Source organism: Micromonospora krabiensis, from assembly GCF_900091425.1.
Classification (GTDB): domain Bacteria; phylum Actinomycetota; class Actinomycetes; order Mycobacteriales; family Micromonosporaceae; genus Micromonospora; species Micromonospora krabiensis.
On the sequence record NZ_LT598496.1, the window covers coordinates 661,219 to 683,331 of the forward strand.

Sequence of the window (22,113 nt, forward strand, 5' to 3'; positions counted from 1 at the left end):
AGACGAGGCATCATGCCGAGCTGGTACGAGCTGCGCGAGCACGCTCGCACGCAGTACGAACTGGACAGGACCGAGGACGACTGGTTCTCGCTGCTCTGGACCTACGAGTCCGGGCGCACGCAGCAGATCGTGGTCACCCGGTACGAGTCCTTCGACCAGGAGTGGGTGGAGTTCCGCAGCTTCGTCTGCAAGGAGGCCGACATGAACCCCCGGGTGGCACTGCGCCGCAACGCCGATCTCGGCCTCGGTGCGCTGGCGCTGGACGAGGACGGCGACTACGCGCTCATCCACCGCGCGCCGCTGGCCACCATGGATCAGGACGAGTTCGCCCTGCCCCTGCGCGCACTGGCCACCATCGCCGACCAGATGGAGATCCAGCAGACCGCCCGGGACGAATTCTGATGGCCGAGGACGTCGGCGAGGTGTACGTGCCGGCCCAGTGGCGCGACGCCCGGCCCGGCCCGAAGCACTGGACGGCCGAGTCCCGCAGCGACGATCCGACCACGCGCGTGGTGTACACCCCCACCGGCACGGGCCCGGGCGAGGGGAGATCCTTCCTGTTCCTCTTCGGCTACAAGACGGCCAGCGAGCAGGACCGCTCGATGCTGGCCGAGGAACTCGCACAGATCGACGACGACGTGGCGGTCCTGCGCGAAGCCGGGTACACCGTCGTCGTCGATCAGCAGGCCACCCGTGCTGACCTGCTGGAAGCGGTGTCCGGCAAGGGCTCCGGCGTCGAGGAGCTGGCGCCGGCCGGCTTCTACTGGAGCTCCCACGGCGGTGACGACGGCAGCCTGGAATGTTGCGACGGCGCCACCGTGTCCCCGGCCGACATCGACCCGGCCACCGTCTCGCCGGCCCTGCGGCTGGCGGTGCTCGGCGCCTGTTACGTCGGCGCCTACGCGCCCGCCTGGCGTACGGCGTTGGGCGGCCACCCGCTGGTGGCGGGCTGGGGGCGGCCGGTCACCCTGGAACGGGCCGTCGACTTCCTCGAAGCGGGGCGGGAGTCCGACATCGGCCTGGACGACCTGATCGAGCGCTGGCTGCTGACGGACACCCCGATTCCGCCGAGCCCGGCCCTGACCGGGCTGTCGCCGGCCGCCGTGGCCGGCGGACGGACCGAGGGACTGGCGCGCAGGATACGGTCGATCGCGGCGCGCCTCGGCGCGGAGTGGACCGAGCAGGACAACCACTACGCCGTCAGCGTCGCGCTGCCGGGCGCCCGGACACACGTGGTGCGGATCTTCGTTGTCGACGGCGCCGAGCCGTTCACCGAAGGTGTGCGGCTGTGCGGGATGGAGGCCGAGGTCGGCCCGACCTCCGTGCTGGTCACGCCGGAGACGTTGCTGACGGGGCTGGCCCAACCCGGATACGGGCGGGTCGCGCTGGTCACCGGCGGCACCGGCGTACCGCAGATCGTCACCCAGTCGTTCACACCGCTGGCGGGCGCCTCGAACCAACAGTTGGCCGCGCACTGCCATCAGGTGGCGCTGCGCGCCGACGCCCTTGAGTTCGCCATCTTCGGCGCGGATTGAGGGCCGTCCGGTGACGTCCGGTCCTTCCTGCCGGGCAGTGGCCTGCCCGGCAGGAAGGACCTCTCCGCTACTCGGTGCGGAGATGTCCGAAGCGCAGCATCCGCCACAGCACCGGCAGGCTGGCACCGGTCACCAGCAGCACGACGCCCGCGGCCAGCGCGCACATGCCGACGACGTCGGCCCAGACGAGGCGTACGGGCTCGCCCACCATGGCCAGCAGGGTCGCGCCCAGGGCCGTGCCGAGGGCCAGAGCCAGGCCCAGCCCGAGCAGCACCGGGACGGCGGTCTGCCACAGGACCGACCAGCCCAGGACACGGCGGCGGGTGCCGAACGCCACCAGCGCGGCGAACGTACGGCGGCGTTCCCGCAACTGGTCGAGGATGCCGACGAGCAGACTGGCGCCGAGCAGCAGCAGAGTGGCCGTCACACCGACGTACAGGCCACGGCGGATCTGACCGAACCGCTCGGACTCCTGGAACGCCTGCAGCGTCTGGACCCGCGCGCCGAGGTCGACGCCGGCGGCGGCGTTGCGGGCCTGCTCGATGCTGTCGGATCCGGTGTCGAGGTTGAGGAAGACGGTCGCCTCCAGCCCGCGCAGCGCGGGCAGATCCACCGCGCCCGGGGTGGCGAGGACGGCGCTCGCCCGGCCCCCGCCGGGGTCGTCCCGGACCGCGACGGTCGGCAGGGTCGCCGGGAGGCGCCACCGCACGGCGTCGGGCGCGCCCTCGCGCCCGACGTCCAACTCGCCGCCGGCCGACACGCTCGGCGCGGTCTGCTCCGGTGACTGGGCGTCGACGGCGTGGAAGACGTCGCCGTCGGCGCACCGGTCGAGGGTGGCGAACTCCCGGAGGGCGGCGCAGTCTCCGATGCGGAGCAGGAGTCGCGGCCGGTCACCCCGGTCGGTGGGCGCGGCGACCGGGGCCGCCGTGGTGGTGAAGACCCCCACCACGTTCTCGATCCCCGGTGCCGCGCGGAACCGGGCGGCCAACTGACCGGCGTCCGTCCCGGTCAACGTCCCGGGCACCAGCACCTGCACCTGCGCCCGGGACACGTCCTGGTCGGTGGCGTGCACGTAGCCGTGCTGGACGCCGGTGAAGAGCATCTGCAGCGCGATTCCACCGGCGACCGCCACCGCGACGCCGCTGACCAACCGCGCGGAGCTCCCGGTCTCGAGCTGGAGCCGTCGGACGGCGAGCTGCCAGGAGACCGGGCCGCCGCGCATCCGCCGGACCACCACCTCGACCAACCAGGGCAGCAGCGCGGTCGACCCGGCGAGCAGCAGGAGCACCCCGGCCATCACCTGAACCTGGTTGAAGGCGCCGCTCGCCTGGTCGATGCCGCCCACCAGCGGGATCAGCAGGAGAACGCCGAGGACGGGCATCGCCAGACGCCACCACAGCCGCCGACGGCGCTCGGCGGCACGGCGTACGACGCCGAGAGGTTCGACGACGATCCGACGCAGCGCGAGCTGGGCGACGGCGACCGCGGTGATCGGCACGGCCAGCACGCCGAGGACGCCGAGGACGGGATCCGGTCGCAGATCGTCGGTGAAGGCACTGAACCCGGCAAGGGTGAACGTCTCCACGAGGTGCCGGGCGGGCAGGAACAGCAGGACGCCGACCACCAAACCGAACACCGCACCGACCAGCGCCTCTCCGGCGGCGACCCGGCGCGTCATGGCGGCATCCGCGCCGACCAGGCGCAACGCGGCCAGCCGGCGGTCCCGAGCCTCACCACCGAACCGGACGGCGGCGGCGACGAACACGGCCACCGGGAGCAACATCACCACGGAGGCGATGAGCACCAGCAGCGTCAGCACCGCGTCGAGCCCCGGGCTGTCCCGCCGCACACCGAACCGGTCGATCCGCAGCACCCCGGGGTCACCGTCCCGAAGCCGGTCCGTGCCCAGGTAGTAGGCGTACTCGTGCGGGCCGGAGAGCCCTGCGTCGGCGATGGTGCCGACGATCGGATGGTCGAGACGTGGCCGCAGCAGGGCGCCGTCGGGGGAGCGGAGCAGCTCGGCCAACGCGGGGGACACCACCAGCTCACCGGGCCGGGGAAGTGCCGTCAACCCCGGTGGTACCGCTGGCCGCGCACCGTCGGCCTGCAGCAGGCGACCCCGGACCTGCCGGTCCCGGAACACGGTGTCCGACTCGGCGACGAGCAGGCTCCGCTCGGACGGCGCCGGCTGGTCCCCGACACGCTGGTCGTCGCGTGCGGCGGTGCGTTCCGACCGGGCGTCCAGCATGGTGGTGATCGACGTGCTGGTGAGCAGCAACGTCACGCCGAGGCCGATGCCGACCGCGGTCAGCAGCGTCCGGAACAGACCGTGCCGTCCGCCGGCGAAGACCAGTCGGGCACCGAGGGCGAGGTCCGCGGCCCAGCTCGGGCCGGATCGGCGGCCGGTCACCGGTCGGCCAGCAGGGTCTCGCGGACGTGGCCGTCGCGCACCAGCACTTCCCGATCGGCGTACGCGGCGACGCGCGCCTCGTGGGTCACCAGCACCACCGCGGCGCCGGTGTGCCGGGCGGCCTCGGTGAGCAGCCGCATCACCTGCTCGCCGTTGAGCGAGTCGAGGGCTCCCGTCGGCTCGTCGGCGAAGACGACGCGAGGCTCGGTGGCGAGCGCCCGGGCGACGGCCACCCGCTGCCCCTGGCCGCCGGAGACCTCGCCAGGCCGCTTTCCGGCGACGTCGGCGACCTGGAGCCGGGTCAGCCACTCCATCGCCCGGCTCTCCGCGTCCCGACGGCGGGAGCCGTTGAGGCGCAGCGGCAGGGCGACGTTCTCCAGACAGGTGAGCTCGGGCACCAGCTGGCCGAACTGGAAGACGAAGCCGAAGTCGCTGCGCCGCAGGGCACTGCGTTCGCTGTCGGACATCGCACCGAGTTGCCGGTCGCGGTAGCGGACCTCGCCGCCGTCCGGGCGGATGATCCCGGCGAGGCAGTGCAGCAGCGTCGACTTGCCGGAGCCGGAGGCGCCCATGACGGCGACGATCTCCCCAGGGCGGATGTGCAGCGTGGCGCCGTTGAGCGCCGGGGTGGACCCGTACGACTTACGCAGGTCGACGGCGGAGAGCAGTAGCTGCCCCCCGGGGTGGGGCACGGTCACGCCAGGCTCCCGTCGCGGTGTTCGGGGTTGTGCGGGGCGGGCGTCGCGTCGCCACTGGTCGAGCCGTCGACCACCGTCGCGGCGAGCTGGTCGAGTCGGGCGGCGGTCAGTTCCAGCCAGCGCAGGTCGGCCTCGAGGTGGAAGAGCGCGAAGTCGCAGATCAGCTGGTCGGCGAGGTCGCCGCTGGTCTTGCGCCGGGTCAGCTCGCGCATGACCCGCAGGTGCGCGGTGCGTTGCACGTCCAGGATGTCGGTGGCGTCGCGCCCGGTGAGCAGCCCGAGGACGACCTTGGCGTAGAGCGTGTTCTGGAGGTAGACGTCCGGCTTCTCCGGCTCGCGAAGCCAGCGCTCGACGTCTGTCACGCCAGCGGCCGTGATCGCGTAGCGCTTCCGGTCCGGGCCGGCGCCGGGCTCGACCCCGTCGACCTGCACGAGGCCGCTCTTCAGCAGCCGGGCCAGGGTCGCGTAGACCTGGCCGTAGTGCAGGGGGCGCCCTTGGCCGAAGCGTTCGTCGTAGAGCCGTTTCAGCTCGTAGCCGTGCCGAGGGCTGCTCTCCAGCAGGCCCAGGAAAGTCTGACCGATGGACATGGGTCGGGACTATACATGTCGTGTATACGCGGTGTGTGTTCTCCTCCGAGGGCAGCTCGACGCCCTTGCGCAGGATCCTAGGACGCCTGAGCCGGTGTGACCGGCTGCGGCGCGGGCAGAAGCGTGTTCTGCACGACAGCCCGGGCCGGGGGCAGGCCTCCTCCATCGGTATGGCGGTACCGTATTGTCGTACCGACCCGTGGCGCACGCTGCGGGTCTCGCTTCGACGAAAGGGTTCAGATGACCAGGTGGGCTGACGCCGTCGCGCGGTGGGCGTGACCCGTGGCCCTTCGGAGAAGGCGCGCGGGCGGCGCCAAACGGGCCGCGGTTCTGCAGGCCGTGGCAGAAGTGCTGGCCGCACGCGGTTTCGAGAACACCCGGTTCACGGACGTGTCGGCGGCCAGTGGCGTCGCGATCAGCACTCTGCAGAACTACTTCGGTTCCCGCGAAGACATGATCATCGAGGCCATGGAGGTCTTCACCGACGACGAGGTGACGGCCCTGACAGCGGCGGCCGCCGACGAAGCCGACCCCTGGCGACGACTGGTGGCGCTGGTGGACCGGAGCCTCAACAACTCGGCGAGCACCCGGCAGATCCTCGTCGAGTTCTGGCGATCCGCGATGCGGGACGACGATCTGCGGGACTACAGCAGGGACGTGCAGGCGCGCTACCGGGCGCCCTTCGTCGCCGCCGTACGGGAGGGCGGTGAACAGGGTGCCTTCACCCTGGCCCACGACCCCGAGGCCGTCACGGATCTGCTCCTGGCCGCCCTGGCCGGGCTGATCGTCGCCCGCGTCCAGCACCACCCCACGCCGACGCCCGCCGAGTTCCGCCAGGTCCTCCTGGCCCAGCTCGCGCTGATGCTCGGCGTCGACGACCCAATCCCACACCGAACGGACCGAGACGAATGACCACCGTCGAACTGACCCGCTTCCGTACGCCCGAGGCACGCGCCGACGCCCTGCTGGCCGCGCGTCCGGCGATGCTGCGCGACTTCGAGACCGACCGCACCGGCTTCCTCGGCGCCCGACTGATCCGGCTGGGCGCCGAGGAATGGCTGGACATCGTCTTCTGGCGCTCGGCCGAGGACTTCGCCGAGTCCCGGCGCCGGGGTGGCGACCGCCCCGGCATCCAGGCGTTCTTCGCGCTGATCGACCAGGTGGTCGGCGTCGAGGAGGGCACCACCACCGATCCGGTGGAGGCGTGATGCGCGCCGCCTGGTACGACCGGCAGGGCCCGGCGCGCGAGGTGCTCCAAATCGGTGAGCTGCCCGATCCGTCGCCGGGGGAGGGCGAGGTCCGGGTCCGGGTCGCGGTGTCCGGCATCCACGTCGGCGACCTGGGCAAGCGACAGGGTTGGTGGGGGTCGACCATGGCGTTTCCCCGAATCGTCCCGCACGGGGACGGCGCGGGAACGATCGACGCCGTCGGAGCGGGCGTCGACCCCGCCCGCGTCGGCGAACGGGTGTGGGTCTACCTCGCCCAGTCGTACCGGCCGTTCGGCACCGCCGCCGAGTACACGGTGGTGCCGGCTCGGCACGCCGTCACGCTGCCCGCCGACGTGCCGTACGAGCAGGCGGCCGGGCTCGGCATCCCCGGCATCACCGCCCACCGGGCGATCTTCGGCGATGGGCCGGTGACCGGCCAGCGGGTGCTCGTCACCGGTGCGCTCGGCGCGGTCGGCCGGGCCGCCGTGGCGGTGGCCCGCCGGGGCGGTGCCACCGTGATCGCGACGGTACGCAGCCCCGGCCAGGTCGGGCAGGCGCTGGCCGCCGGTGCCCACCGCGCGGTCGACACGGCGAGCGGCGACCTGGCCACCCGGATCCTCGAACACACCGGCGGGGAACCGATCGACCGGGTGGCCGAGTTGGCCTTCGACACCAACCTGGCGACCAACCTGGAGATCCTCCGGTACGGCGGCGTGATCGCCACCTATGCCACCGGGGAGGCCGAGCCCCGCATCCCGTACTGGCCGCTGGGCTTCAAGAACATCACGGTCCGGTTCCTCAGCAACGACGACTTCCCGGAATCGGCGAACGAGGCCGCCGCGAGCGAACTGACCGCCGCGCTGGCCGCCGGCGACCTGCGCTATCCGATAGCCGCCCGGCTGCCGCTCGCGGAGATCGCGCAGGCCCATGAACTGGCCGAACACAGCTCGGCCAACGGCCGGGTCGTCCTGGACGTCGCGGACCGCCGGTGATCTGGACGGCCGGTTTCCGGAGCGCGGTCATCAGTCCGCACGAGCGGCTTCAGTTGAGCCGACCCCGTGGCTTCGCCGACCAGACCGTGCGGCAGGTGCTGCACCTGGCCGGCGGCGGGGAGGCCCTGCGCGTACGCCTGACGAACCGCTACGGACGTGCCCCGCTGACCGTTGCCGCCGCGACGGTGGCGGTCGGCCGGCGACTGGTCCCGCTCACCGTCGACGGCGCCGAGCGGTTCGTCGTCGCGGCCGGCGAAGAGGCCGTCTCCGATCCGGTCGAAGCTCCGGTCGCGGCCGGCGAGGACGTGGTCGTCAGCCTCTACCTGCCGGAGCGGACCGGCCTGGCCACCTACTCCCACAGGCCGGCGGACGTGGCCCGGATAGTCGACGGGAACCACGTCACGTCCCCCGCGCTCACCGGGGTCGAGCAGGTCGAGGGCAGGTACTACCTCTCGGGCGTCGACGTGCTCGCCCCGCCGAGCACCGCGATCGCCGTGGCCTTCGGCGACTCCTGGTTCGAGGGCGTCGGCACCACCGTCGGCGCGAACCACCGCTCGGTCGACTTCCTCAACCGCCGCCTCGACCACGGATGGGTCGTCAACCAGGGCATCGCCGGTAACCGCCTCCTGCGCGACGAGATCGGCGAGCACGCGCTGGCGCGCTTCGACCGTGACGTCCTGTCGATCCCCGCGGTGACCCACGTCCTGGTGCACCTCGGCATCAACGACCTCGCTCTGCCCGGCCTGCTGGGTGAACCTCCGGCGACGGCCGGCGCCCTCGTCGAGGGATTCACCACCCTCGCCGACCGCGCCCACCGGGCCGGCCTGAAGATCCTCGTCGCGACCATCGGCCCGTTCGCGGGCGCCGGCCCCGGTGTCAGCACGCCGGCGGGCCTCGCCATCCGACGTGTGGTGAACGACTGGATCCGTACGACCGACGCCTTCGACGCCGTCTTCGACGTGGCCGCGGCGGTCGCGGATCCTGATGCTCCCGACCACATCCATCCCGCCCTGGACAGCGGCGACGGCATGCACCTGAACGATCGGGGTGCGGAGGCCATGGCCGGCGCCGTTCACCTGGACGACCTCGTGCTCCGGAGCCAGGGACGATCGCAACGGGTGCCGGTGACCAGCACGTCCATCACGAACCCTGGTCCACCTTCTCCTCCAGCCCTCGACCGGTCGGCCGCTGGCGTCCCCAGGCGGCCAGCGGCTCGAGTGCGTCGTTGAGGCGTGTGCCGTCCTCGGTCAGCGAGTACTCGACGCGGGGCGGTACCTCGTCGTAGGAGACGCGGTGCACGACACCGTCCGCCTCCATCTCGCGTAGGTGAGAGGCCAGCACCTTCTCGGTGATCCCCGGCAGCAGTCGACGCAGCTCGCCGAAGCGGCGACTGGGGTGCTCGTGGAGCGCCCAGAGGATCAGCACCTTCCACTTGCCGCCGATCACCTCCATCGCGGTGTCGATCCCGCAGGCGTGTCCGTCTGGTGCGCCCGGCCGGTTCAGCGTCGTCATGCCCCACCCTCTGACGTGCTCACTCACCCCAGGGTAACCACCCACTCCGAAGTGCGTACTTGATCTTGCCCGGGCCTGTGACCAGGCTAATCGGCATGGCACAGAACACTGTCGAGAAGACCTCCATCACGCTGCTGGGCCTCGGCGCGATGGGTACCGCGCTGGCCCGTACCTGGCTCGCCGCCGGCCACCGGCTCACCGTCTGGAACCGCACCCCGGGCCGCGCCACGGCGCTCGCCGCCGAGGGTGCGAGGGTCGCGGACAGCGCCGCTGAGGCGGTAGCGGCGAACGCCCTGGTCGTCGTTTGTCTGCTGGACGACGCCTCGGTCGACGAGGTGCTGGCGGCCACCGACCTGGCCGGCAGGGACCTGGTCAACCTGACCACCAGCACCCCCGCCCAGGCCCGCGCCCGCGCCGAGTGGGCGCGCGAGCGCGGCGCCCGCTACCTGGACGGCGGGATCATGGCCGTCCCACCGATGATCGGCGTTCCGGAAGCCGGTGGCTACGTCTTCTACAGCGGCTCGCGGGAGCTGTTCGAGCGGTATCAGGAGACCCTGCGCGTCCCGGCCGGCACCACCTACGTCGGCGAGGACGCGGGCTTCGCGGCTCTGCACGACGTGGCCCTGCTCAGCGCCATGTACGGGATGTTCGCCGGGGCCGCGCACGCCTTCGCCCTGATCCGCAGGGAGGACATCGACCCCGCGTCGCTCGCCCCGCTGCTCGCCGACTGGCTCGTCGCGATGGCCCCGGCGGTTCACCAGACCGCCGACCAGCTGCGCAGCGGCGACTACACCAAGGGCGTCGTCTCCAACCTCGCCATGCAGGTGGCCGGCACGCCGACCTTCCTCAGCACTGCCGAGGAGCAGGGTGTCAGCCCGGAACTGCTCAGCCCCTACTTCGCGCTGATGCGCCGCCGCCTGGCCGAGGGCAGCGGCGAGGAGGACCTGACGGGCGTGATCGACCTGCTGGTGCGCTGACCAGCACTTCCACAACTCGCTGCTAGTAGTGGTCGTCGATCGGCCGGCGCGCCTCGTCGAACAGCGCCGGCCCTTCGTACCGCACGGGCGGAAGCGGCGGCGTCACCGGCTTGACCGCCTCGAACTGCTCCGAGGACAGGGCGTACACGACGCGGCCGAGGCCGGAGCGGGCGATCGCGGTCTCGCACATCGGGCAGGGCTGGCAGCTGGTGAACATGGTGGTCGTGGCGGCCACGTCCGGTGCGAGTTCGCGGGCAGCCCAGCGGGCCAGCTTCAGTTCCGGGTGGGCGGTGATGTCCGCGTCGGAGACCACCGTGTTGTGGTCCTCGATCAGGACGGTGCCGTCCGCGTCGACCAGCAACGAGCCGAACGGCCGCTCGCCGGACTCCCCGGCCTGGCTGGCGAGGGCCACGGCACGGCGGAGGAACGTCTCGTCTTCGGGCGTCATCGGTCCTCCTGGGATCGGTGGTACGCGGCCACGGCCGCGAGGGTCTGCCAGGCCCGTTCGGGCTGGCGGATCTCGGTCAGCTCGCCGTTGAACGGGTCGAGAACCAGCGTCTCGGCGCCGAGCCGGCGGATCTGGTCGATGTCGGCGATGATCTGGTCGATGGTTCCGACTCCGGCGAGCCGGTCGGCGGCGGCGATCGGCTCCCGCACCTCCTGGAGCGCGATGCGCGGCACCAGCGCGGGCGTCGGGCGGCCCAGGCCGTCGGCCGTGGCCCTCAGGCGCCCGGCCGCGTCCGCCAGCCAGCCGGGTGTGATCCGAAGGGGATGCCAGGCGTCACCGAGCAGTGTGGCCCGTCGCATGCCCGCGTCGCTGTTGCCGCCGACCCAGATCGGGATCGTCGGAGTGTCGTAGTCGTCGGTGTCGCGCCAGGCGTCGCGCATCGCCTGGAGGTACTCGTCGGTCAGCGCGCCGCGCCCCCGGAACGGCACGCCGAGCGCCTCGAACTCCTGCCGGGCCCAGCCCACACCGACGCCCAGGACGAACCGGCCGCCGCTGAGCCGGTTGAGGTTGGCCGACATCCGGGCGGTGAGCAGTGGGTGCCGGTACGGGACGATGAGCACCGTCGTGCCCAGCCGGACCCGGTGGGTCACGCCGGCCAACCACGACAGTGTGGTGAACGGCTCGTAGAACGGCGCCGGGTACTGCTCGGCCACGTCCGGGGTCACCGCGATGTGGTCGGAGACCATCAGCAGGTCGAAGCCGAGGCCTTCGATGATCTGCGCCCACCGACGCAGCAGGTCGGGATCGGTGCCGGGGGCGAAGTTCGGGACGTTCACGCCGATCTGCACGCCGTCCACGGTAGTCGCGGCGCGGGTCCGCCGGGAACACCCTGGGCGGCCGCGCGGCCTTGCCGGTCGCCCGCCTCGGCGCTCCGGTCGGGACCACCTCGGGGGATCGTCGGGGCGTCAGCAGTCGCAGACGATCGCGGCGCGGGGCGCGGTCAAGGGGTCCACCGGGCCACGGACCGTTCCCTCCGGGGTGACCACCGGCAGCCCCTCCCGGGCCCAGTACTCGAAGCCACCGATCATCTCCTTCACCGGGAAGCCCAGTCGCGCGAACTCCAACGCCGCGCGGGTGGCGCCGTTGCAGCCGGGCCCCCAGCAGTACGTCACCACAGTGGACCCGGACGGCACCAGGTCGGCGGCCCGGGCGGGGATCGTGGCGGTGGGCAGGTGCAGCGCGCCCGGCAGGTGCCCCTGCCGCCAGGCGGCGTCGCCGCGGGAGTCGACCACGACCAGCTCCGGCGTGCCGGCCTCCAGCGCGGCGTGCACGTCGCTGACGTCGGTCTCGAAGCGGAGCCGGGCGAGGAAGTGGGTGGCGGCGGTCGCCGGATCGGCCGGCGGTACGGAAAACGTCATGCCCCGATCCTGCTGGCCCCGCCGCGCCCGGGGGGAGTGGCTCAACTGCCGCCCTTCGCTAAGATCCCGCCATGGCGGCTGTCGACCGGAGCGTGGCGGTGCTCGCGTACCCCGGCATGTCGGTCTTCGAGACCGGGATCGTCACCGAGGTGTTCGGGCTGCCCCGGCCCGAGCTCGGCGTCGACTGGTACCGGCTCACGGTCTGTGCCGAGCGCCCCGGGCCCGTGCCGGTCGTCGGCGGTGCCGCGCTGCACACCCCGTACGGCCTGGAAGCCCTCGCCGCCGCGGGCACGGTGATCGTGCCCGGCGTGCCCGACGTCACCGCCGACCCGTCGCCGGACCTCGTCGCCGCGCTGCGACGGGCGCACCGGCGGGGCGCGCGGCTGATGTCGATCTGCTCCGGCGCGTTCGCGCTGGCGGGTGCCGGCCTGCTCGACGGTCGCCGGGCCACCACCCACTGGCGGTACGCCGACCTGCTGGCTCGCCGCCATCCGGCGGTCACGGTCGACGCGGACGTGCTCTATCTCGACGACGGCGACATCCTCACCAGCGCCGGCAGCGCCGCGGGGCTGGACCTCTGCGTGCACGTGGTGCGGCGTGACTTCGGTGCCGCCGTGGCCAACGCGGTCGCCCGACGCCTGGTGATCCCGCCGCACCGCGACGGTGGTCAGGCCCAGTTCATCGAGGCCGCGGTGAGCGTCGACCCGGACGACGACCGGATCGCCGCCAGCATGGCCTGGGCGGTGCGCCACCTCGCCGAGCCGTTGACCGTGGCGGCGCTGGCCCGGCAGGCGCACATGTCGGCCCGCAGCTACCTGCGGCACTTCGCCCGGGCCACCGGCGCCACCCCCATCCGCTGGCTGATCGACCAGCGGGTCCGGGCCAGCCTGGCCCTGCTGGAGACCACCGACGCGCCGGTCGCGGAGATCGCCGTCGCGGTGGGCTTCGACAGCCCGGTCACCTACCGGCACCATTTCGGCCGGGCGATGCGGACCTCGCCGTCGGCGTACCGGCGGGCCTTCCGGGCCGCCGTGGCCTAGGCAGGGTCACCCCGTCCGATTCCACGTTCCCGACCAGCGGAACGGAAACGACGTGGAGCGGCGACAAACCGCCGAAACGGGCCACCCGGGAGGCGCGTTCATATCGCCGTCCACCTCGTTCGCCGAGTCCTAGACTGCGAGCGTGCGCGGCGGGCGTTCCATCGCCGACGGGGAGGGAAGTGGACGCCATGCAATCTCGCTCGACACCGTCCGGCACCCGGTCGGGCACACAGTCCGACACGACCACCCCCGGAGCCAACCGGGAGATGCCGCCGGAGTTGGGCTCGGACGCGGTCGGCGTCTTCGAGGGCCGCACCTTCATGTTGTCCAACGCGGCCGGTGACGTGCTGACGGACTCCATCGGTGGCCTCGTGCACGACGACACCCGCTACCTCAGCAGGTGGGAGCTGACCATCGAGGGCTCGGCTCCGCTGGTGCTCAGCGCGAGCGCCGTCGACGCGTACTCCGCCGCGTTCTTCCTCGCGAACGCGGAGACCGACGGCCTCGCGGCGAACCGCGTCGGCGTACGTCGGGAGCGGTTCGTCGGGGACGGGATGTGCGAGCGGGTCGAGGTGGAGTACTTCGGCGTCGAGCCGGTGTCCGTACGCCTGCGGTTGACCGTCGGCGCGGACTTCGCCGACCTGTTCGAGATCAAGCGAGCGGGCCGCAGCAGGATGCCCGACATCGAGCGCGCGCACCGGGCGGACGGCTCCGCCCTGCGTTTCTCCTACCGGAACTCGCACTGGTCGGCGGTCACGACAGTGGTGCCCGAGCCGAGAGCCGACCGCGTCGAGGGGGACTCGCTGGTCTGGGACCTGCACCTGGGACGAGGCGAGACCTGGAGTTGTGACCTGCGGGTGCTGCTGAACTGCCAGGGCGAGGACTACCGGCCGGTCAGCCGCACCTTCGGCGAGGAACACGACCCGGGCGAGGACGACGCGGCGTGGCGGTGGCGGGCCAACAAGCCGTACCTCAGCGCCGAGTCGGAGCTGCTGTCGCGGGTCTACCACAAGTCGGCCGTCGACCTGGTGTCGATGCGGATCGTCAAGGAGATCCGGGGCGAGCGGGTCGTCCTGCTGGCCGCCGGCATGCCCTGGTTCCTGACCATCTTCGGTCGCGACACGCTGATAACCGCCTACCAGAGCATTACCTGCGGGCCGGACGTCGCCCGGGGCGCGCTCCTCACCCTCGCCAAGCACCAGGGCACCCGGGTCGACCACTTCAGCGACGAGGAGCCCGGGAAGATCCTCCACGAGTACCGGTCTGGTGAGCTGACACAGCTCGGCGTCGTGCCCTACGGGCCCTGCTTCGGCGCGGCCGACACCACCCAACTCTGGCTCGTCCTGCTCTCCGAGTACTGGCGGTGGACGGGCGACGACGACCTGGTCCAGCGGCTGCGTCCGCACGCCGACGCGGCGCTGCGGTGGATCGACGAGTTCGGCGACCGCGACGGTGACGGTTACGTCGAGTACGCCACCCATTCTCCCGAGGGCATGCGCAACCAGTGCTGGCGGGACTCGCCGGACGGCGTGCAGTTCGCCGACAGCAGCCTGCCGGCACTGCCGATCGCCACCTGCGAGATCCAGGGCTACACGTACGACGCGAAGGTCCGCGCCGCGGAGCTCGCGGACGGGCCCTGGGCCGACGGCGCGCTAGCCCGGCGGCTACGTGCCGACGCCGCCGACCTGCGCGACCGGTTCAACCGCGACTTCTGGCTGCCCGGGCGCGGCGGCTACTACGCGGTCGGGCTCGACGCCGACAAACGGCCCATCGACTCGATGACCTCGAACATGGGCCACCTGCTGTGGAGCGGGATCGTCCCACCCGACCGGGCCACCCAGGTGGCACGGCACCTGGTGTCCGACGCGATGTTCTCCGGCTGGGGGATCCGGACCCTGTCCCGTGAGGACGTGGGCTACAACCCCATCGGCTACCACCTGGGGACGGTCTGGCCGCACGACAACTCCATCATCGCCGCCGGGCTCGCGCGGTACGGCTACCACGAGGAGGCCAACCGGGTCGCGATGGCGATGCTGGAGGCGGCGGCCCACTTCGAGTACCGCCTGCCCGAGGCGTTGTCCGGCTACGACCGCTCGCTGGGCCGGCGTCCCGTGCCGTACCCCACCGCCTGCAACCCGCAGGCCTGGGCCAGTGGAGCGCCGCTGCTGTTCCTGCGCACGATGCTCGGGCTCGACGTCAGCAACGGCAGCCTCGCCGCCGACCCGCACGTTCCCGAGGCGCTCGGCCACATCCGGTTGAGCGGCATCACCGCGCGCGGTCAGCGCCACACGGTCGAGGCCGGCGGCTCGCGCCCCTAGCCGTCGACGTTTCACGGTGGTCGCCGCGGGTAGACCGGCGCGAATCGTGCGCCGGTGCGGTCCACCGGTGACGTCCGCACGATCGGAGGGGAGATTGTGCGATGAGGGCAGTGGTCTTTCACGGCTTGGGGGACATCCGGCTGGACACCGTTGCCGATCCGGTGATCGAGCAGCCGACCGACGCCGTCGTACGCATCAGCACCGCCGCGATCTGCGGCACCGACCTGCACTTCATCCGGGGCACGGTGCCGGGGATGAAGCCCGGCAGGATCCTCGGGCACGAGGGGGTCGGCACGGTGGAAGAGGTCGGTTCCCAGGTCCGCAACCTCAGGCCGGGCGACCGGGTGCTGATCTCTGCGGTGCTGGGCTGCGGATCCTGCGGTTTCTGCCGGCAAGGCCACTTCGCCCAGTGCGACAACGTCAACCCCTACGGTCCCCGATCCGGAACGGGATCGTTCGGCTCCCCGGAGCAGCAGGGCCCCTTCAACGGGTTGCAGGCCGAGTACGCGCGGGTGCCGTTCGCGCACACCAACCTGTTCCGGCTGCCGGACTCGGTCTCCGACGCGCAGGCGATCACGTTGTCGGACATCTACCCCACCGGGTACTTCGGCGCGGTCATCGCCGACGTCTCCGACGGCAAGGTCGCGGCGGTCTGGGGCTGCGGACCGGTGGGGCAGTTCGCCGTCCGCTCGGCGTTCCAGCGGGGTGCCGCCCGGGTGATCGCCGTGGACGGACACCCCGACCGGCTCGACCACGCCCGAGCCGCCGGCGCCGAGGTGATCAACTTCAACGAGGCCGATCCGGTCGAGGCGATCATGGAGTTGACCCGCGGCATCGGTGTGGACTGTGCCATCGACGCCGTGGGGGTGGACTCGGAGAGCGCCAAGTCCGGCCCCGCGTCCGGAGCGGCCCGCCGGGCGGACCCCCGGCACCGCGAGGAGCTGGCCCAGATCGCGCCCGAGACCGCCGCGCAGGACGGGCACTGGAAGCCCGGGGACGCGCCCAGCCAAGCCCAGTCCTGGGCCGTCGAGAGTCTGGCCAAGATGGGGACCCTCGGCGTCGTCGGTGTCTACCCGATGACGGACCGGTTCTTCCCGATCGGCACCGTGCTCGCCCGCAACCTCACCGTGAAGGCCGGCAACGGCAATCACCCTCGGTACATACCCCGGCTGCTGGCCATGGTCGAATCCGGCCAGGTCGACCCGGAGACCGTCCTGACCCAACACGAGCCGCTCCGCGACGCCCTGGCCGCCTACCGCGAATTCGACCTCCGCAGCCCCGGCTGGCTCAAGGTCGCCCTGCAGACCGAGAGCGCACTCCAGCCCGCCTGACCGTCCGGAGAACCGGTCAGCCTCGGCGACCGCCACGCCCCCCACGGAACAACCCGGCGCGGACGCCCTCGCTGGTGAGCCCGTGGTAGATGATCATCACGACGATGCCGGCGAGCCCGAGCATGGGGTTCACGATCCAGCCGAGCAGGCCGGTCAACCCGTAGAGGACGAGACCCGTGATCGGTCGGGCCTCCTGCCGGCGCACCTCGTCGCGGCCCACGTGGCTGCCGAGCACCGTCGGGTGGCGGCGTAGGTAGGCGAAGAACAGCAACCAGGGCGCCGACATCAGGGCTGCCGCGACCGAGTACATCACGACGGCCACCCGCAGGTCGTCGGCGTTCCCGTCGTCGAGCGCCGACGCGAGGACCGCCGTCGGGAAGGGTATGACCACCACACCGAAGAGGATGCCGAGATTGATCCAGTTGAGCCCGAGAGTGGTGCCGCGGACCAGCCGAAGCACCGCGTGATGGTTCAGCCAGAGGACGCCGATGTAGACGAACGACACGACGAAGGCGAAGAAGGCCGGTGTCTCCTCGAGGATCGACCCCGCCAGCTCGCCCTCGTGGAAGTCGGGCACCCGCAGCTCCAGCACCAGCAGGGTGATGACGATGGCGAAGACAGCGTCGCTGAACGCCGCCAGTCGTCCGGTGTCGGCCACCGTGTGGCCGGGTCCGGCAGGCGGGACCTCTTCCGGAGCCTCGGACATTGCCGCAGGCTAACAGTCGTCGTCCCGGAATGACCGAATTGCGCACCCGACACTCGGAGCACCGGGCTCCCACCGGCCCTCGCGCTCCGGGCCGGCCGGTCCGTCACACCAGGAGACGCTCCCGCATCGTCGCGCCCGGGTTGAACCCACCCACCGCCCGTGGGCTGGCCGGGTCGTGCACGTCGAGGGTGTTGTTACGGCGCATCAGCTCACGGACCGCCGGTGGCAGCCGCGGCGGGTCGTCCATGACCGCGAGGATCTGTCCCGCGCTCACCGTCAGCCGGTCGACCAGGGCGGCGCCGTCGGTGTCCACCCGCACCCGGCCGTACTCCCAGCCGGCCGTGATGAGGTCGAGCAGCTCGAACACGCAGGTCACCAGCGGGATCGGGTCGGTCACCCGGTCGAGCCGTCGGGCGCCCTCGCCGACCACCGCGACGGCGGCGGCCACCTGGGCGTACGGGTGGAGGTTGGACGGGAGCGCGAACAGCGGCCACCGCAGCGCGTGACCGGCCTCCTTCCACAGCGGCCGGTAGTTGCGGCGGTTCACCACGAGCCGTCGGCCCGTCCGCCGGTGGATGTCGTGGGCCTGGGCCCGCAGGTCCGCGTACGCCTCGTCGGCGACCTGGGTGACGATCCGGGCGGCCACCACCAGCCCGTCGTCACCGTCCAGCATCCGGGTGACGGCCTCGACCTGCTGGGGGAAGCGGATCTGCGCGCCGGCGCCGTACCGGGACTGGGCGTCGTGCAGCAACGCCTGCTGCCGCCCGGGATCGAGCTGGACCCGCCCGCCACCCAGCAGCTGCCGCAGCCAATGCATGTCGCCTCGTTTCAGCAGAGCCGTCCCGGACCGCGGCAATGCTAATGCGTCGGCCCGCACCCGTACGGTGACGGGGTCGCCCGAGAAACCCGCGCCCGCCCGCGCCCGGTGCGGGCGATCGGATCGTGCGGAGTGACCGCGGCGAGAGCGGTCGACCTCGACAGCGCAGGGCGGGATCCCGCGTTTGTGGTGATCCCTGTGGCAGCATCGTGGACATCGCGGTCCGCGCACCCTAACGTGCGCCGGGGACGGGGTTCCCCGGCGCATCGCGTGCCGGGGCCGAATCCTTGCCGGACGGGGAGGGCGCATGGCACGGGGGCCGGTGCTGGTGATCGGTCTGGATCCGGTCAGGATCCCCGGATGGGACCCGCAGCCGGTCGTCGCGGCGATCGCCCGGGGCCAGGCCCGCTTCGGCGTTCATGACGTCGACGCCGACCTCTGCCTGGTGGCACCCGACGACCACCCGGAGGAGGCGATCACCGAAGCACTGGTCCGGCGGGACTACGCGTGTGTGGTGGTCGGGGGTGGCATCCGCAAGCACGAGCCCCTGCTCGAACTCTTCGAGAGGGTGGTCAACCTCGTCCGGCAGCACGCGCCCGGGGCGGCGATCGCCTTCAACAGCAGCCCGGAGGACGCCGCGGACGCCGCACTGCGATGGCTGCGGTAGGTCCCGGCGACGGCGACTCGCCGGACCCATGATTGGTACCGTCGGGGTATGGATCGACCGGAGGTGCGGGACCTCGTCTACTTCGTCGCGGTCGCCGAGCAGCGGCACTTCGGGCGCGCGGCCCAGCAGTTGGGCATGGCGCAGCCGCCGCTGTCCCGGGCGATCAGCAGGCTGGAGCGCCGGCTGGGGATCCGGCTCTTCGACCGGACCAGTCGCCGGGTCGACCTCACCGGTGCCGGTGAGGTGTTCCTGCGGGAGAGCGGCAAGGTCCTCGCCGCCCTCGACGCCGGGATTCGCCGCACGCAGCAGGCGGCCCGGCCGCGTCGGCTGGTGCTCGCCGCGCCGGCCGGTACCGGTGTGGGTCTGCTCGCCGAGACGTTGGAGGCGTACCGGAACGGCCCGGATCCGGTGCCGGTGGAGGTGCTCTTCACCACCGACCAGGGCGCGGCCGTGCGCGACGGCACCGCCGACGCGGCCTTCATGTGCAGCAGTGATGATCTCGGCGGGCTGGACACCGTCGACCTTCTCGACGAGACCCCGGTCGCGCTCCTCGCGGCCGGACATCCGCTCGCCGAGCGGGACAGCCTGACCGTCGACGACCTGCGGCGCGACGACCGATTCCGGGAGCAGGTGCCACCGGTGGGCCTCGACGAACTCCTCGACCGGGTCGCGCTCGGCGAACTCGTGGTCCTGTCCGGGGCGAGCGCGACCGGCCGGCTCGGCTCGTCCGTCGTCGCCGTTCCGGTGCGCGACGTGCCCGCCAGGCAGATCGTCCTGGCCTGGCCGGCGGCCGCCCCGTCGGCAGCGCGCGACCAGTTCGTCCACGTCGCGGTCGCGGTGGCGGCCCGCGGCTGACGCGAAACCGGGTCGGCGCGTGCGGCGCCGACCCGGCCCGTCGCGGCGCCGTGACCGGCCCGCGGTTGGCGGTCAGATCTGGTTGACGCCGCCGTCCACGAGCAGTTCGAAACCGGTGATGTAGCTGCTCTGGTCCGAGGCGAGGAAGAGCGCCGCCGCGGCCTGCTCGGCCGGGTCGGCGATGCGTCCCAGCGGCGCCGCCGCGCCCAGCATCGCGATGAACTCGTCCGCGCTGGTGCCGGACGGAGCGTTGCCCCGCACCAACTGCGTCTCCGTCACGCCCGGCGCGAGGGCATTGACCCGGATACCCCGCCCCCGGAGCTCGTTGGCCCAGCTGCGGGCCAACGACCGGACCCCGGCCTTGGCCGCCGCGTAGAGGCCGACGCCCTCGGCCCCCCGGCTCGCCACGGTGGACGAGCAGAGGATGACCGACGCCTGGTCGTTGAGCAGGGGCAGGGCCTTCTGCACGGTGAACAGCGCGCTGCGCAGGTTGATGCGGGTGACCTGCTCGTAGTCCTCCTCCGTCGCCAGGGACAGCGGCAACATGGAGGTTCCGCCAGCATTGGCGAAGAGGACGTCGATCCGCCGCCCGTCGCCGTCGATCGTGGCGAAGAGCTGGTCGAGGTCGGCCAGGTTCGTCACGTCACCCGGCACCCCGCTGGCGCGGGCCGCGCCGATGCGCGCCACCGCCTCGTCGAGTTCCGGCTTCCGCCGGCCGGTGAGATAGACATACGCACCCTCCTCGGCGAAGCGCTGCGCGCTGGCGAACCCGATGCCCGTGCTGGCGCCGGTCACCACCGCGACCTTGCCGTCGAGCTGACCCATTTTCGATCTCCCATGATTCGCTCTGGTGATGGGCGGTCTCGTGATCGCCCGCTCACCACTGCACCTCGCGCGAGCTGCGACAACAATGATCAATTCAGCAAGGACCGATACCCGGGAGGTATTGGCCGTGGTGCGGCGCCGACTCTGCCGGTCTTCAGCCTTCGAGTGCCGACGTGGTCGGATGTCGGGCAGTGGCAGGCGGAGGTCGACCGGCGTGACCGGAGTTCGACGCGTTGTACGGTCGACGGGTGGCGGGCAGGCGGCAGCGGAGACGGCAACGCCGCTCGGTTCGTGCGCCGCTGGTCAAGACCACGGAGACACCGCCGCGTGGTCTTCGTCGGCGCGGCGGCTGGGTCGGGTACTGGCTGCGGCGACCCGAGCCGAGCCTGCTGGCTGCGGCGGTGTTCACGGCGGGGTTCGGGGTATCGGCGGTCGTGGAACGCGACTGGGTGGCGCTCGTCGGGGCGGCGCTCTGCGGCGGCAGCGGGTTGTTCGTGTGGTTCTTCCGTGACGGCGCCGTCTACAACGCCGAGCGCTGGCGGCAGGGCCACGAGGACGTCTATTAGCGGGTCGCTGGACCGTGATGCGGGCGGCCGATACACGCCCGCGGGGCCGCACCCGTGGGTGCGGCCCCGCACGGTCAACAGCTACGGCACGATCACGGCCTTGAGCGGCTCGCCGCGGCCGACCGCGTCGATGGCGTCCTGCGCCTGGTCCAGCGAGAAGCGGTGCGTGACCATCTCGGCGAGCGGGAAACGCCGATGGGCCGTCCGGGTGACCTGGATCGTCTGGTACATGTGACGAGGCGTGGTGTAGGCCGAGCCGATGACCCTGATGTTGTGGTTGTTGAGGTAGCGCGGCTCGACCGGCGACGTGCCGGGTGCGGACCACAGGCCGAGGATGACGTACGTCCCGTCGGGCGCCACGAGCGGCAAACCCTCGGTGAACGCGGGCACCCGGCCGGCGGCCTCGATGATGAGGTCCGCGCCGCGGCCGTTGGTGATCTCCTTGACCGCGGCGGCCCGCTCCTGCTCGCTGGTGCTCGTGACGTCGATCGTGGTGGTGGCGCCCAACTTGCCGGCCATCTCGAGGCGGTTCGGCGGCGCGCCGAGGACCGTCACGGTGCCCGCGCCGGCGAGATGGGCCAGAAGCGTCGCGGCGAGGCCGACCGGTCCGGAACCCTGCACCACGACGTGCTGCCCGTACCCGATACCGCCGGCGCGGTTGATTGCGTGCAGCGCGGTGGGCATGGCGCACCCGAACGCGATCAGCGCCTCGTGCGGCACGTCCGCCGGAACCTTGAAGAACGCGGTCCGCTCCGGCAGCCAGGCGTACTCGGCGTAGGTCCCCACCGGCGGTTCGTCCGCGTGCTGATGCAGCTGGAAGGTGACCAGGTTGGGGCACATGGACACGTCTTCCAGGACAGTGCAGGCGTAGCAGCGGTAGCACGGCTGCGCCGGCTGCCAGTAGATCACGTCGCCCACGGCGACCGGCTCGCCGATGCTGTCGGTAGTGACGTCCGAGCCGAGTTCCTCGATGCGGCCGATGGCCTCGTGCCCCAGGACCATCGGGTTGGGCAGGGTGATGTCCCCGGACTGCAGGTGGTGGTCGGTGCCACAGACCCCGGACATCTGCACCGACACGATGACGTCGCCGTGGGATGCGGACGGGGTGGGGCGCTCCCAGATCTCCAGGGGCGACCCCGGCTTCACCAGCACAGCGCGCTTGACGTTACGCACGTTTTGTTCTTCTTTCTGTGGTTCGTCAGG

24 protein-coding genes are annotated in these 22,113 nt (G+C 72.1%); 13 read left to right on the forward strand and 11 right to left on the reverse strand.

All coding sequences use genetic code 11. The features are described from left to right. Positions 1-12: 12 nt before the first annotated feature. Positions 13-402, forward strand: coding sequence for a type III secretion system chaperone family protein (locus tag GA0070620_RS02970; RefSeq protein WP_091588337.1), 390 nt, complete (start codon positions 13-15; stop codon positions 400-402). Further along, entirely contained in the window at positions 402-1,535 is a 1,134-nt protein-coding gene (locus tag GA0070620_RS02975) for a caspase family protein (RefSeq protein ID WP_091588338.1), read from the forward strand. The genes GA0070620_RS02970 and GA0070620_RS02975 overlap by 1 nt, the downstream gene beginning before the upstream one ends. Before the next feature lie 67 nt (positions 1,536-1,602). Here GA0070620_RS02975 and GA0070620_RS02980 read toward each other — a convergent pair whose 3' ends face one another. From GA0070620_RS02980 to GA0070620_RS02990, 3 genes are read right to left on the reverse strand one after another with little or no spacing between them, the layout of a single operon-like run. Further along, positions 1,603-3,945 carry an FtsX-like permease family protein gene (locus tag GA0070620_RS02980; protein WP_091588339.1) on the reverse strand — a complete coding sequence of 781 codons (2,343 nt, stop codon included), beginning with the start codon at positions 3,943-3,945 and terminating at the stop codon, positions 1,603-1,605. Then, positions 3,942-4,643, reverse strand: a complete 702-nt coding sequence (locus tag GA0070620_RS02985; protein WP_231922191.1) for an ABC transporter ATP-binding protein — start codon at positions 4,641-4,643, stop codon at positions 3,942-3,944. Before GA0070620_RS02985 ends, GA0070620_RS02980 begins: the two co-directional genes overlap by 4 nt. Next, a complete protein-coding gene (locus GA0070620_RS02990; RefSeq protein WP_091588341.1) occupies positions 4,640-5,230 on the reverse strand; it encodes a PadR family transcriptional regulator in 591 nt (196 codons plus the stop codon). The genes GA0070620_RS02985 and GA0070620_RS02990 overlap by 4 nt, the downstream gene beginning before the upstream one ends. 339 nt (positions 5,231-5,569) lie before the next feature. Between GA0070620_RS02990 and GA0070620_RS02995 the strand changes: the two genes are divergently transcribed. From GA0070620_RS02995 to GA0070620_RS03010, 4 genes are read left to right on the forward strand one after another with little or no spacing between them, the layout of a single operon-like run. Beyond that, positions 5,570-6,142, forward strand: coding sequence for a TetR/AcrR family transcriptional regulator (locus GA0070620_RS02995; RefSeq protein WP_172836370.1), 573 nt, complete (start codon positions 5,570-5,572; stop codon positions 6,140-6,142). Then, the gene (locus GA0070620_RS03000) at positions 6,139-6,438 is read left to right on the forward strand and encodes a hypothetical protein (protein WP_091588344.1); all 300 of its coding nucleotides are present in this window, start codon (positions 6,139-6,141) and stop codon (positions 6,436-6,438) included. The genes GA0070620_RS02995 and GA0070620_RS03000 overlap by 4 nt, the downstream gene beginning before the upstream one ends. Further along, positions 6,438-7,430 carry an NADPH:quinone reductase gene (locus GA0070620_RS03005; RefSeq protein WP_091588345.1) on the forward strand — a complete coding sequence of 331 codons (993 nt, stop codon included), beginning with the start codon at positions 6,438-6,440 and terminating at the stop codon, positions 7,428-7,430. The genes GA0070620_RS03000 and GA0070620_RS03005 overlap by 1 nt, the downstream gene beginning before the upstream one ends. 53 nt (positions 7,431-7,483) lie before the next feature. Beyond that, positions 7,484-8,659: a GDSL-type esterase/lipase family protein gene (locus tag GA0070620_RS03010; protein WP_231922193.1), complete on the forward strand. Its 1,176-nt coding sequence runs from the start codon at positions 7,484-7,486 to the stop codon at positions 8,657-8,659. Here the strand turns inward: GA0070620_RS03010 and GA0070620_RS03015 are convergent. After that, positions 8,571-8,942, reverse strand: a complete 372-nt coding sequence (locus tag GA0070620_RS03015) for a winged helix-turn-helix transcriptional regulator (protein WP_091588348.1) — start codon at positions 8,940-8,942, stop codon at positions 8,571-8,573. The genes GA0070620_RS03010 and GA0070620_RS03015 overlap by 89 nt on opposite strands. A 95-nt stretch (positions 8,943-9,037) precedes the next feature. Here GA0070620_RS03015 and GA0070620_RS03020 point away from each other — a divergent pair, with 95 nt between their 5' ends. Further along, positions 9,038-9,919, forward strand: a complete 882-nt coding sequence (locus GA0070620_RS03020; protein WP_091588349.1) for an NAD(P)-dependent oxidoreductase — start codon at positions 9,038-9,040, stop codon at positions 9,917-9,919. A 22-nt stretch (positions 9,920-9,941) separates the two neighbouring features. Here GA0070620_RS03020 and GA0070620_RS03025 read toward each other — a convergent pair whose 3' ends face one another. From GA0070620_RS03025 to GA0070620_RS03035, 3 genes are all read right to left on the reverse strand, one after another. Continuing rightward, positions 9,942-10,367 carry a nucleoside deaminase gene (locus GA0070620_RS03025; RefSeq protein ID WP_091588351.1) on the reverse strand — a complete coding sequence of 142 codons (426 nt, stop codon included), beginning with the start codon at positions 10,365-10,367 and terminating at the stop codon, positions 9,942-9,944. Continuing rightward, positions 10,364-11,215 carry an LLM class flavin-dependent oxidoreductase gene (locus GA0070620_RS03030; protein WP_091597886.1) on the reverse strand — a complete coding sequence of 284 codons (852 nt, stop codon included), beginning with the start codon at positions 11,213-11,215 and terminating at the stop codon, positions 10,364-10,366. Before GA0070620_RS03030 ends, GA0070620_RS03025 begins: the two co-directional genes overlap by 4 nt. 117 nt (positions 11,216-11,332) lie before the next feature. Then, a complete protein-coding gene (locus tag GA0070620_RS03035) occupies positions 11,333-11,785 on the reverse strand; it encodes a rhodanese-like domain-containing protein (RefSeq protein WP_091588353.1) in 453 nt (150 codons plus the stop codon). Positions 11,786-11,856: 71 nt separating this feature from the next. Here GA0070620_RS03035 and ftrA point away from each other — a divergent pair, with 71 nt between their 5' ends. The 3 genes from ftrA (at position 11,857) to GA0070620_RS03050 (ending at position 16,474) form a co-directional block, all read left to right on the forward strand. After that, complete coding sequence (gene ftrA, locus GA0070620_RS03040; RefSeq protein WP_091588354.1) at positions 11,857-12,825, forward strand: transcriptional regulator FtrA; 969 nt, start codon at positions 11,857-11,859, stop codon at positions 12,823-12,825. Positions 12,826-13,013: 188 nt separating this feature from the next. Beyond that, a complete protein-coding gene (locus GA0070620_RS03045; protein WP_091597889.1) occupies positions 13,014-15,143 on the forward strand; it encodes an amylo-alpha-1,6-glucosidase in 2,130 nt (709 codons plus the stop codon). Between the two features lie 101 nt (positions 15,144-15,244). Next, positions 15,245-16,474, forward strand: coding sequence for a zinc-dependent alcohol dehydrogenase (locus GA0070620_RS03050; RefSeq protein WP_091588356.1), 1,230 nt, complete (start codon positions 15,245-15,247; stop codon positions 16,472-16,474). A 16-nt stretch (positions 16,475-16,490) separates the two neighbouring features. On the opposite strand, the gene GA0070620_RS03055 is transcribed toward GA0070620_RS03050, so the two are convergent. Both GA0070620_RS03055 and GA0070620_RS03060 read right to left on the reverse strand, forming a co-directional pair. After that, complete coding sequence (locus GA0070620_RS03055; RefSeq protein WP_091588358.1) at positions 16,491-17,180, reverse strand: TMEM175 family protein; 690 nt, start codon at positions 17,178-17,180, stop codon at positions 16,491-16,493. A gap of 103 nt (positions 17,181-17,283) precedes the next feature. Then, positions 17,284-17,997 carry a hypothetical protein gene (locus GA0070620_RS03060; RefSeq protein ID WP_091588361.1) on the reverse strand — a complete coding sequence of 238 codons (714 nt, stop codon included), beginning with the start codon at positions 17,995-17,997 and terminating at the stop codon, positions 17,284-17,286. Between the two features lie 307 nt (positions 17,998-18,304). On the opposite strand from GA0070620_RS03060, the gene GA0070620_RS03065 reads away from it, so the two are divergent. Together GA0070620_RS03065 and GA0070620_RS03070 are read left to right on the forward strand one after the other, a co-directional pair. Further along, the gene (locus GA0070620_RS03065; protein WP_091588364.1) at positions 18,305-18,664 is read left to right on the forward strand and encodes a hypothetical protein; all 360 of its coding nucleotides are present in this window, start codon (positions 18,305-18,307) and stop codon (positions 18,662-18,664) included. A 48-nt stretch (positions 18,665-18,712) separates the two neighbouring features. Then, the gene (locus GA0070620_RS03070; RefSeq protein WP_091588367.1) at positions 18,713-19,519 is read left to right on the forward strand and encodes a LysR family transcriptional regulator; all 807 of its coding nucleotides are present in this window, start codon (positions 18,713-18,715) and stop codon (positions 19,517-19,519) included. Between the two features lie 72 nt (positions 19,520-19,591). Here the strand turns inward: GA0070620_RS03070 and GA0070620_RS03075 are convergent, their stop codons facing one another. Next, the gene (locus GA0070620_RS03075) at positions 19,592-20,344 is read right to left on the reverse strand and encodes an SDR family NAD(P)-dependent oxidoreductase (protein ID WP_091588370.1); all 753 of its coding nucleotides are present in this window, start codon (positions 20,342-20,344) and stop codon (positions 19,592-19,594) included. A 248-nt stretch (positions 20,345-20,592) separates the two neighbouring features. Here GA0070620_RS03075 and GA0070620_RS03080 point away from each other — a divergent pair, with 248 nt between their 5' ends. Continuing rightward, entirely contained in the window at positions 20,593-20,910 is a 318-nt protein-coding gene (locus tag GA0070620_RS03080) for a hypothetical protein (protein ID WP_091588372.1), read from the forward strand. An 81-nt stretch (positions 20,911-20,991) separates the two neighbouring features. On the opposite strand, the gene GA0070620_RS03085 is transcribed toward GA0070620_RS03080, so the two are convergent. Further along, positions 20,992-22,083, reverse strand: coding sequence for a zinc-binding dehydrogenase (locus tag GA0070620_RS03085; RefSeq protein ID WP_172836371.1), 1,092 nt, complete (start codon positions 22,081-22,083; stop codon positions 20,992-20,994). Positions 22,084-22,113: the final 30 nt, after the last annotated feature.

What these genes read in the sequence shown, in the direction of transcription:
- GA0070620_RS03065 (WP_091588364.1), top strand. Translation starts at nt 18,305, where the DNA reads ATGGCACGGGGGCCGGTGCTGGTGATCGGTCTGGATCCGGTCAGGATC.
- GA0070620_RS02975 (WP_091588338.1), top strand. Translation starts at nt 402, where the DNA reads ATGGCCGAGGACGTCGGCGAGGTGTACGTGCCGGCCCAGTGGCGCGAC.
- GA0070620_RS03005 (WP_091588345.1), top strand. Translation starts at nt 6,438, where the DNA reads ATGCGCGCCGCCTGGTACGACCGGCAGGGCCCGGCGCGCGAGGTGCTC.
- GA0070620_RS03000 (WP_091588344.1), top strand. Translation starts at nt 6,139, where the DNA reads ATGACCACCGTCGAACTGACCCGCTTCCGTACGCCCGAGGCACGCGCC.
- GA0070620_RS03025 (WP_091588351.1), bottom strand. Translation starts at nt 10,367, where the DNA reads ATGACGCCCGAAGACGAGACGTTCCTCCGCCGTGCCGTGGCCCTCGCC.
- GA0070620_RS03060 (WP_091588361.1), bottom strand. Translation starts at nt 17,997, where the DNA reads ATGCATTGGCTGCGGCAGCTGCTGGGTGGCGGGCGGGTCCAGCTCGAT.
- GA0070620_RS03055 (WP_091588358.1), bottom strand. Translation starts at nt 17,180, where the DNA reads ATGTCCGAGGCTCCGGAAGAGGTCCCGCCTGCCGGACCCGGCCACACG.
- ftrA (WP_091588354.1), top strand. Translation starts at nt 11,857, where the DNA reads ATGGCGGCTGTCGACCGGAGCGTGGCGGTGCTCGCGTACCCCGGCATG.
- GA0070620_RS03020 (WP_091588349.1), top strand. Translation starts at nt 9,038, where the DNA reads ATGGCACAGAACACTGTCGAGAAGACCTCCATCACGCTGCTGGGCCTC.
- GA0070620_RS03015 (WP_091588348.1), bottom strand. Translation starts at nt 8,942, where the DNA reads ATGACGACGCTGAACCGGCCGGGCGCACCAGACGGACACGCCTGCGGG.
- GA0070620_RS02990 (WP_091588341.1), bottom strand. Translation starts at nt 5,230, where the DNA reads ATGTCCATCGGTCAGACTTTCCTGGGCCTGCTGGAGAGCAGCCCTCGG.
- GA0070620_RS02970 (WP_091588337.1), top strand. Translation starts at nt 13, where the DNA reads ATGCCGAGCTGGTACGAGCTGCGCGAGCACGCTCGCACGCAGTACGAA.
- GA0070620_RS03075 (WP_091588370.1), bottom strand. Translation starts at nt 20,344, where the DNA reads ATGGGTCAGCTCGACGGCAAGGTCGCGGTGGTGACCGGCGCCAGCACG.
- GA0070620_RS03070 (WP_091588367.1), top strand. Translation starts at nt 18,713, where the DNA reads ATGGATCGACCGGAGGTGCGGGACCTCGTCTACTTCGTCGCGGTCGCC.
- GA0070620_RS03035 (WP_091588353.1), bottom strand. Translation starts at nt 11,785, where the DNA reads ATGACGTTTTCCGTACCGCCGGCCGATCCGGCGACCGCCGCCACCCAC.
- GA0070620_RS03045 (WP_091597889.1), top strand. Translation starts at nt 13,014, where the DNA reads ATGCAATCTCGCTCGACACCGTCCGGCACCCGGTCGGGCACACAGTCC.
- GA0070620_RS03050 (WP_091588356.1), top strand. Translation starts at nt 15,245, where the DNA reads ATGAGGGCAGTGGTCTTTCACGGCTTGGGGGACATCCGGCTGGACACC.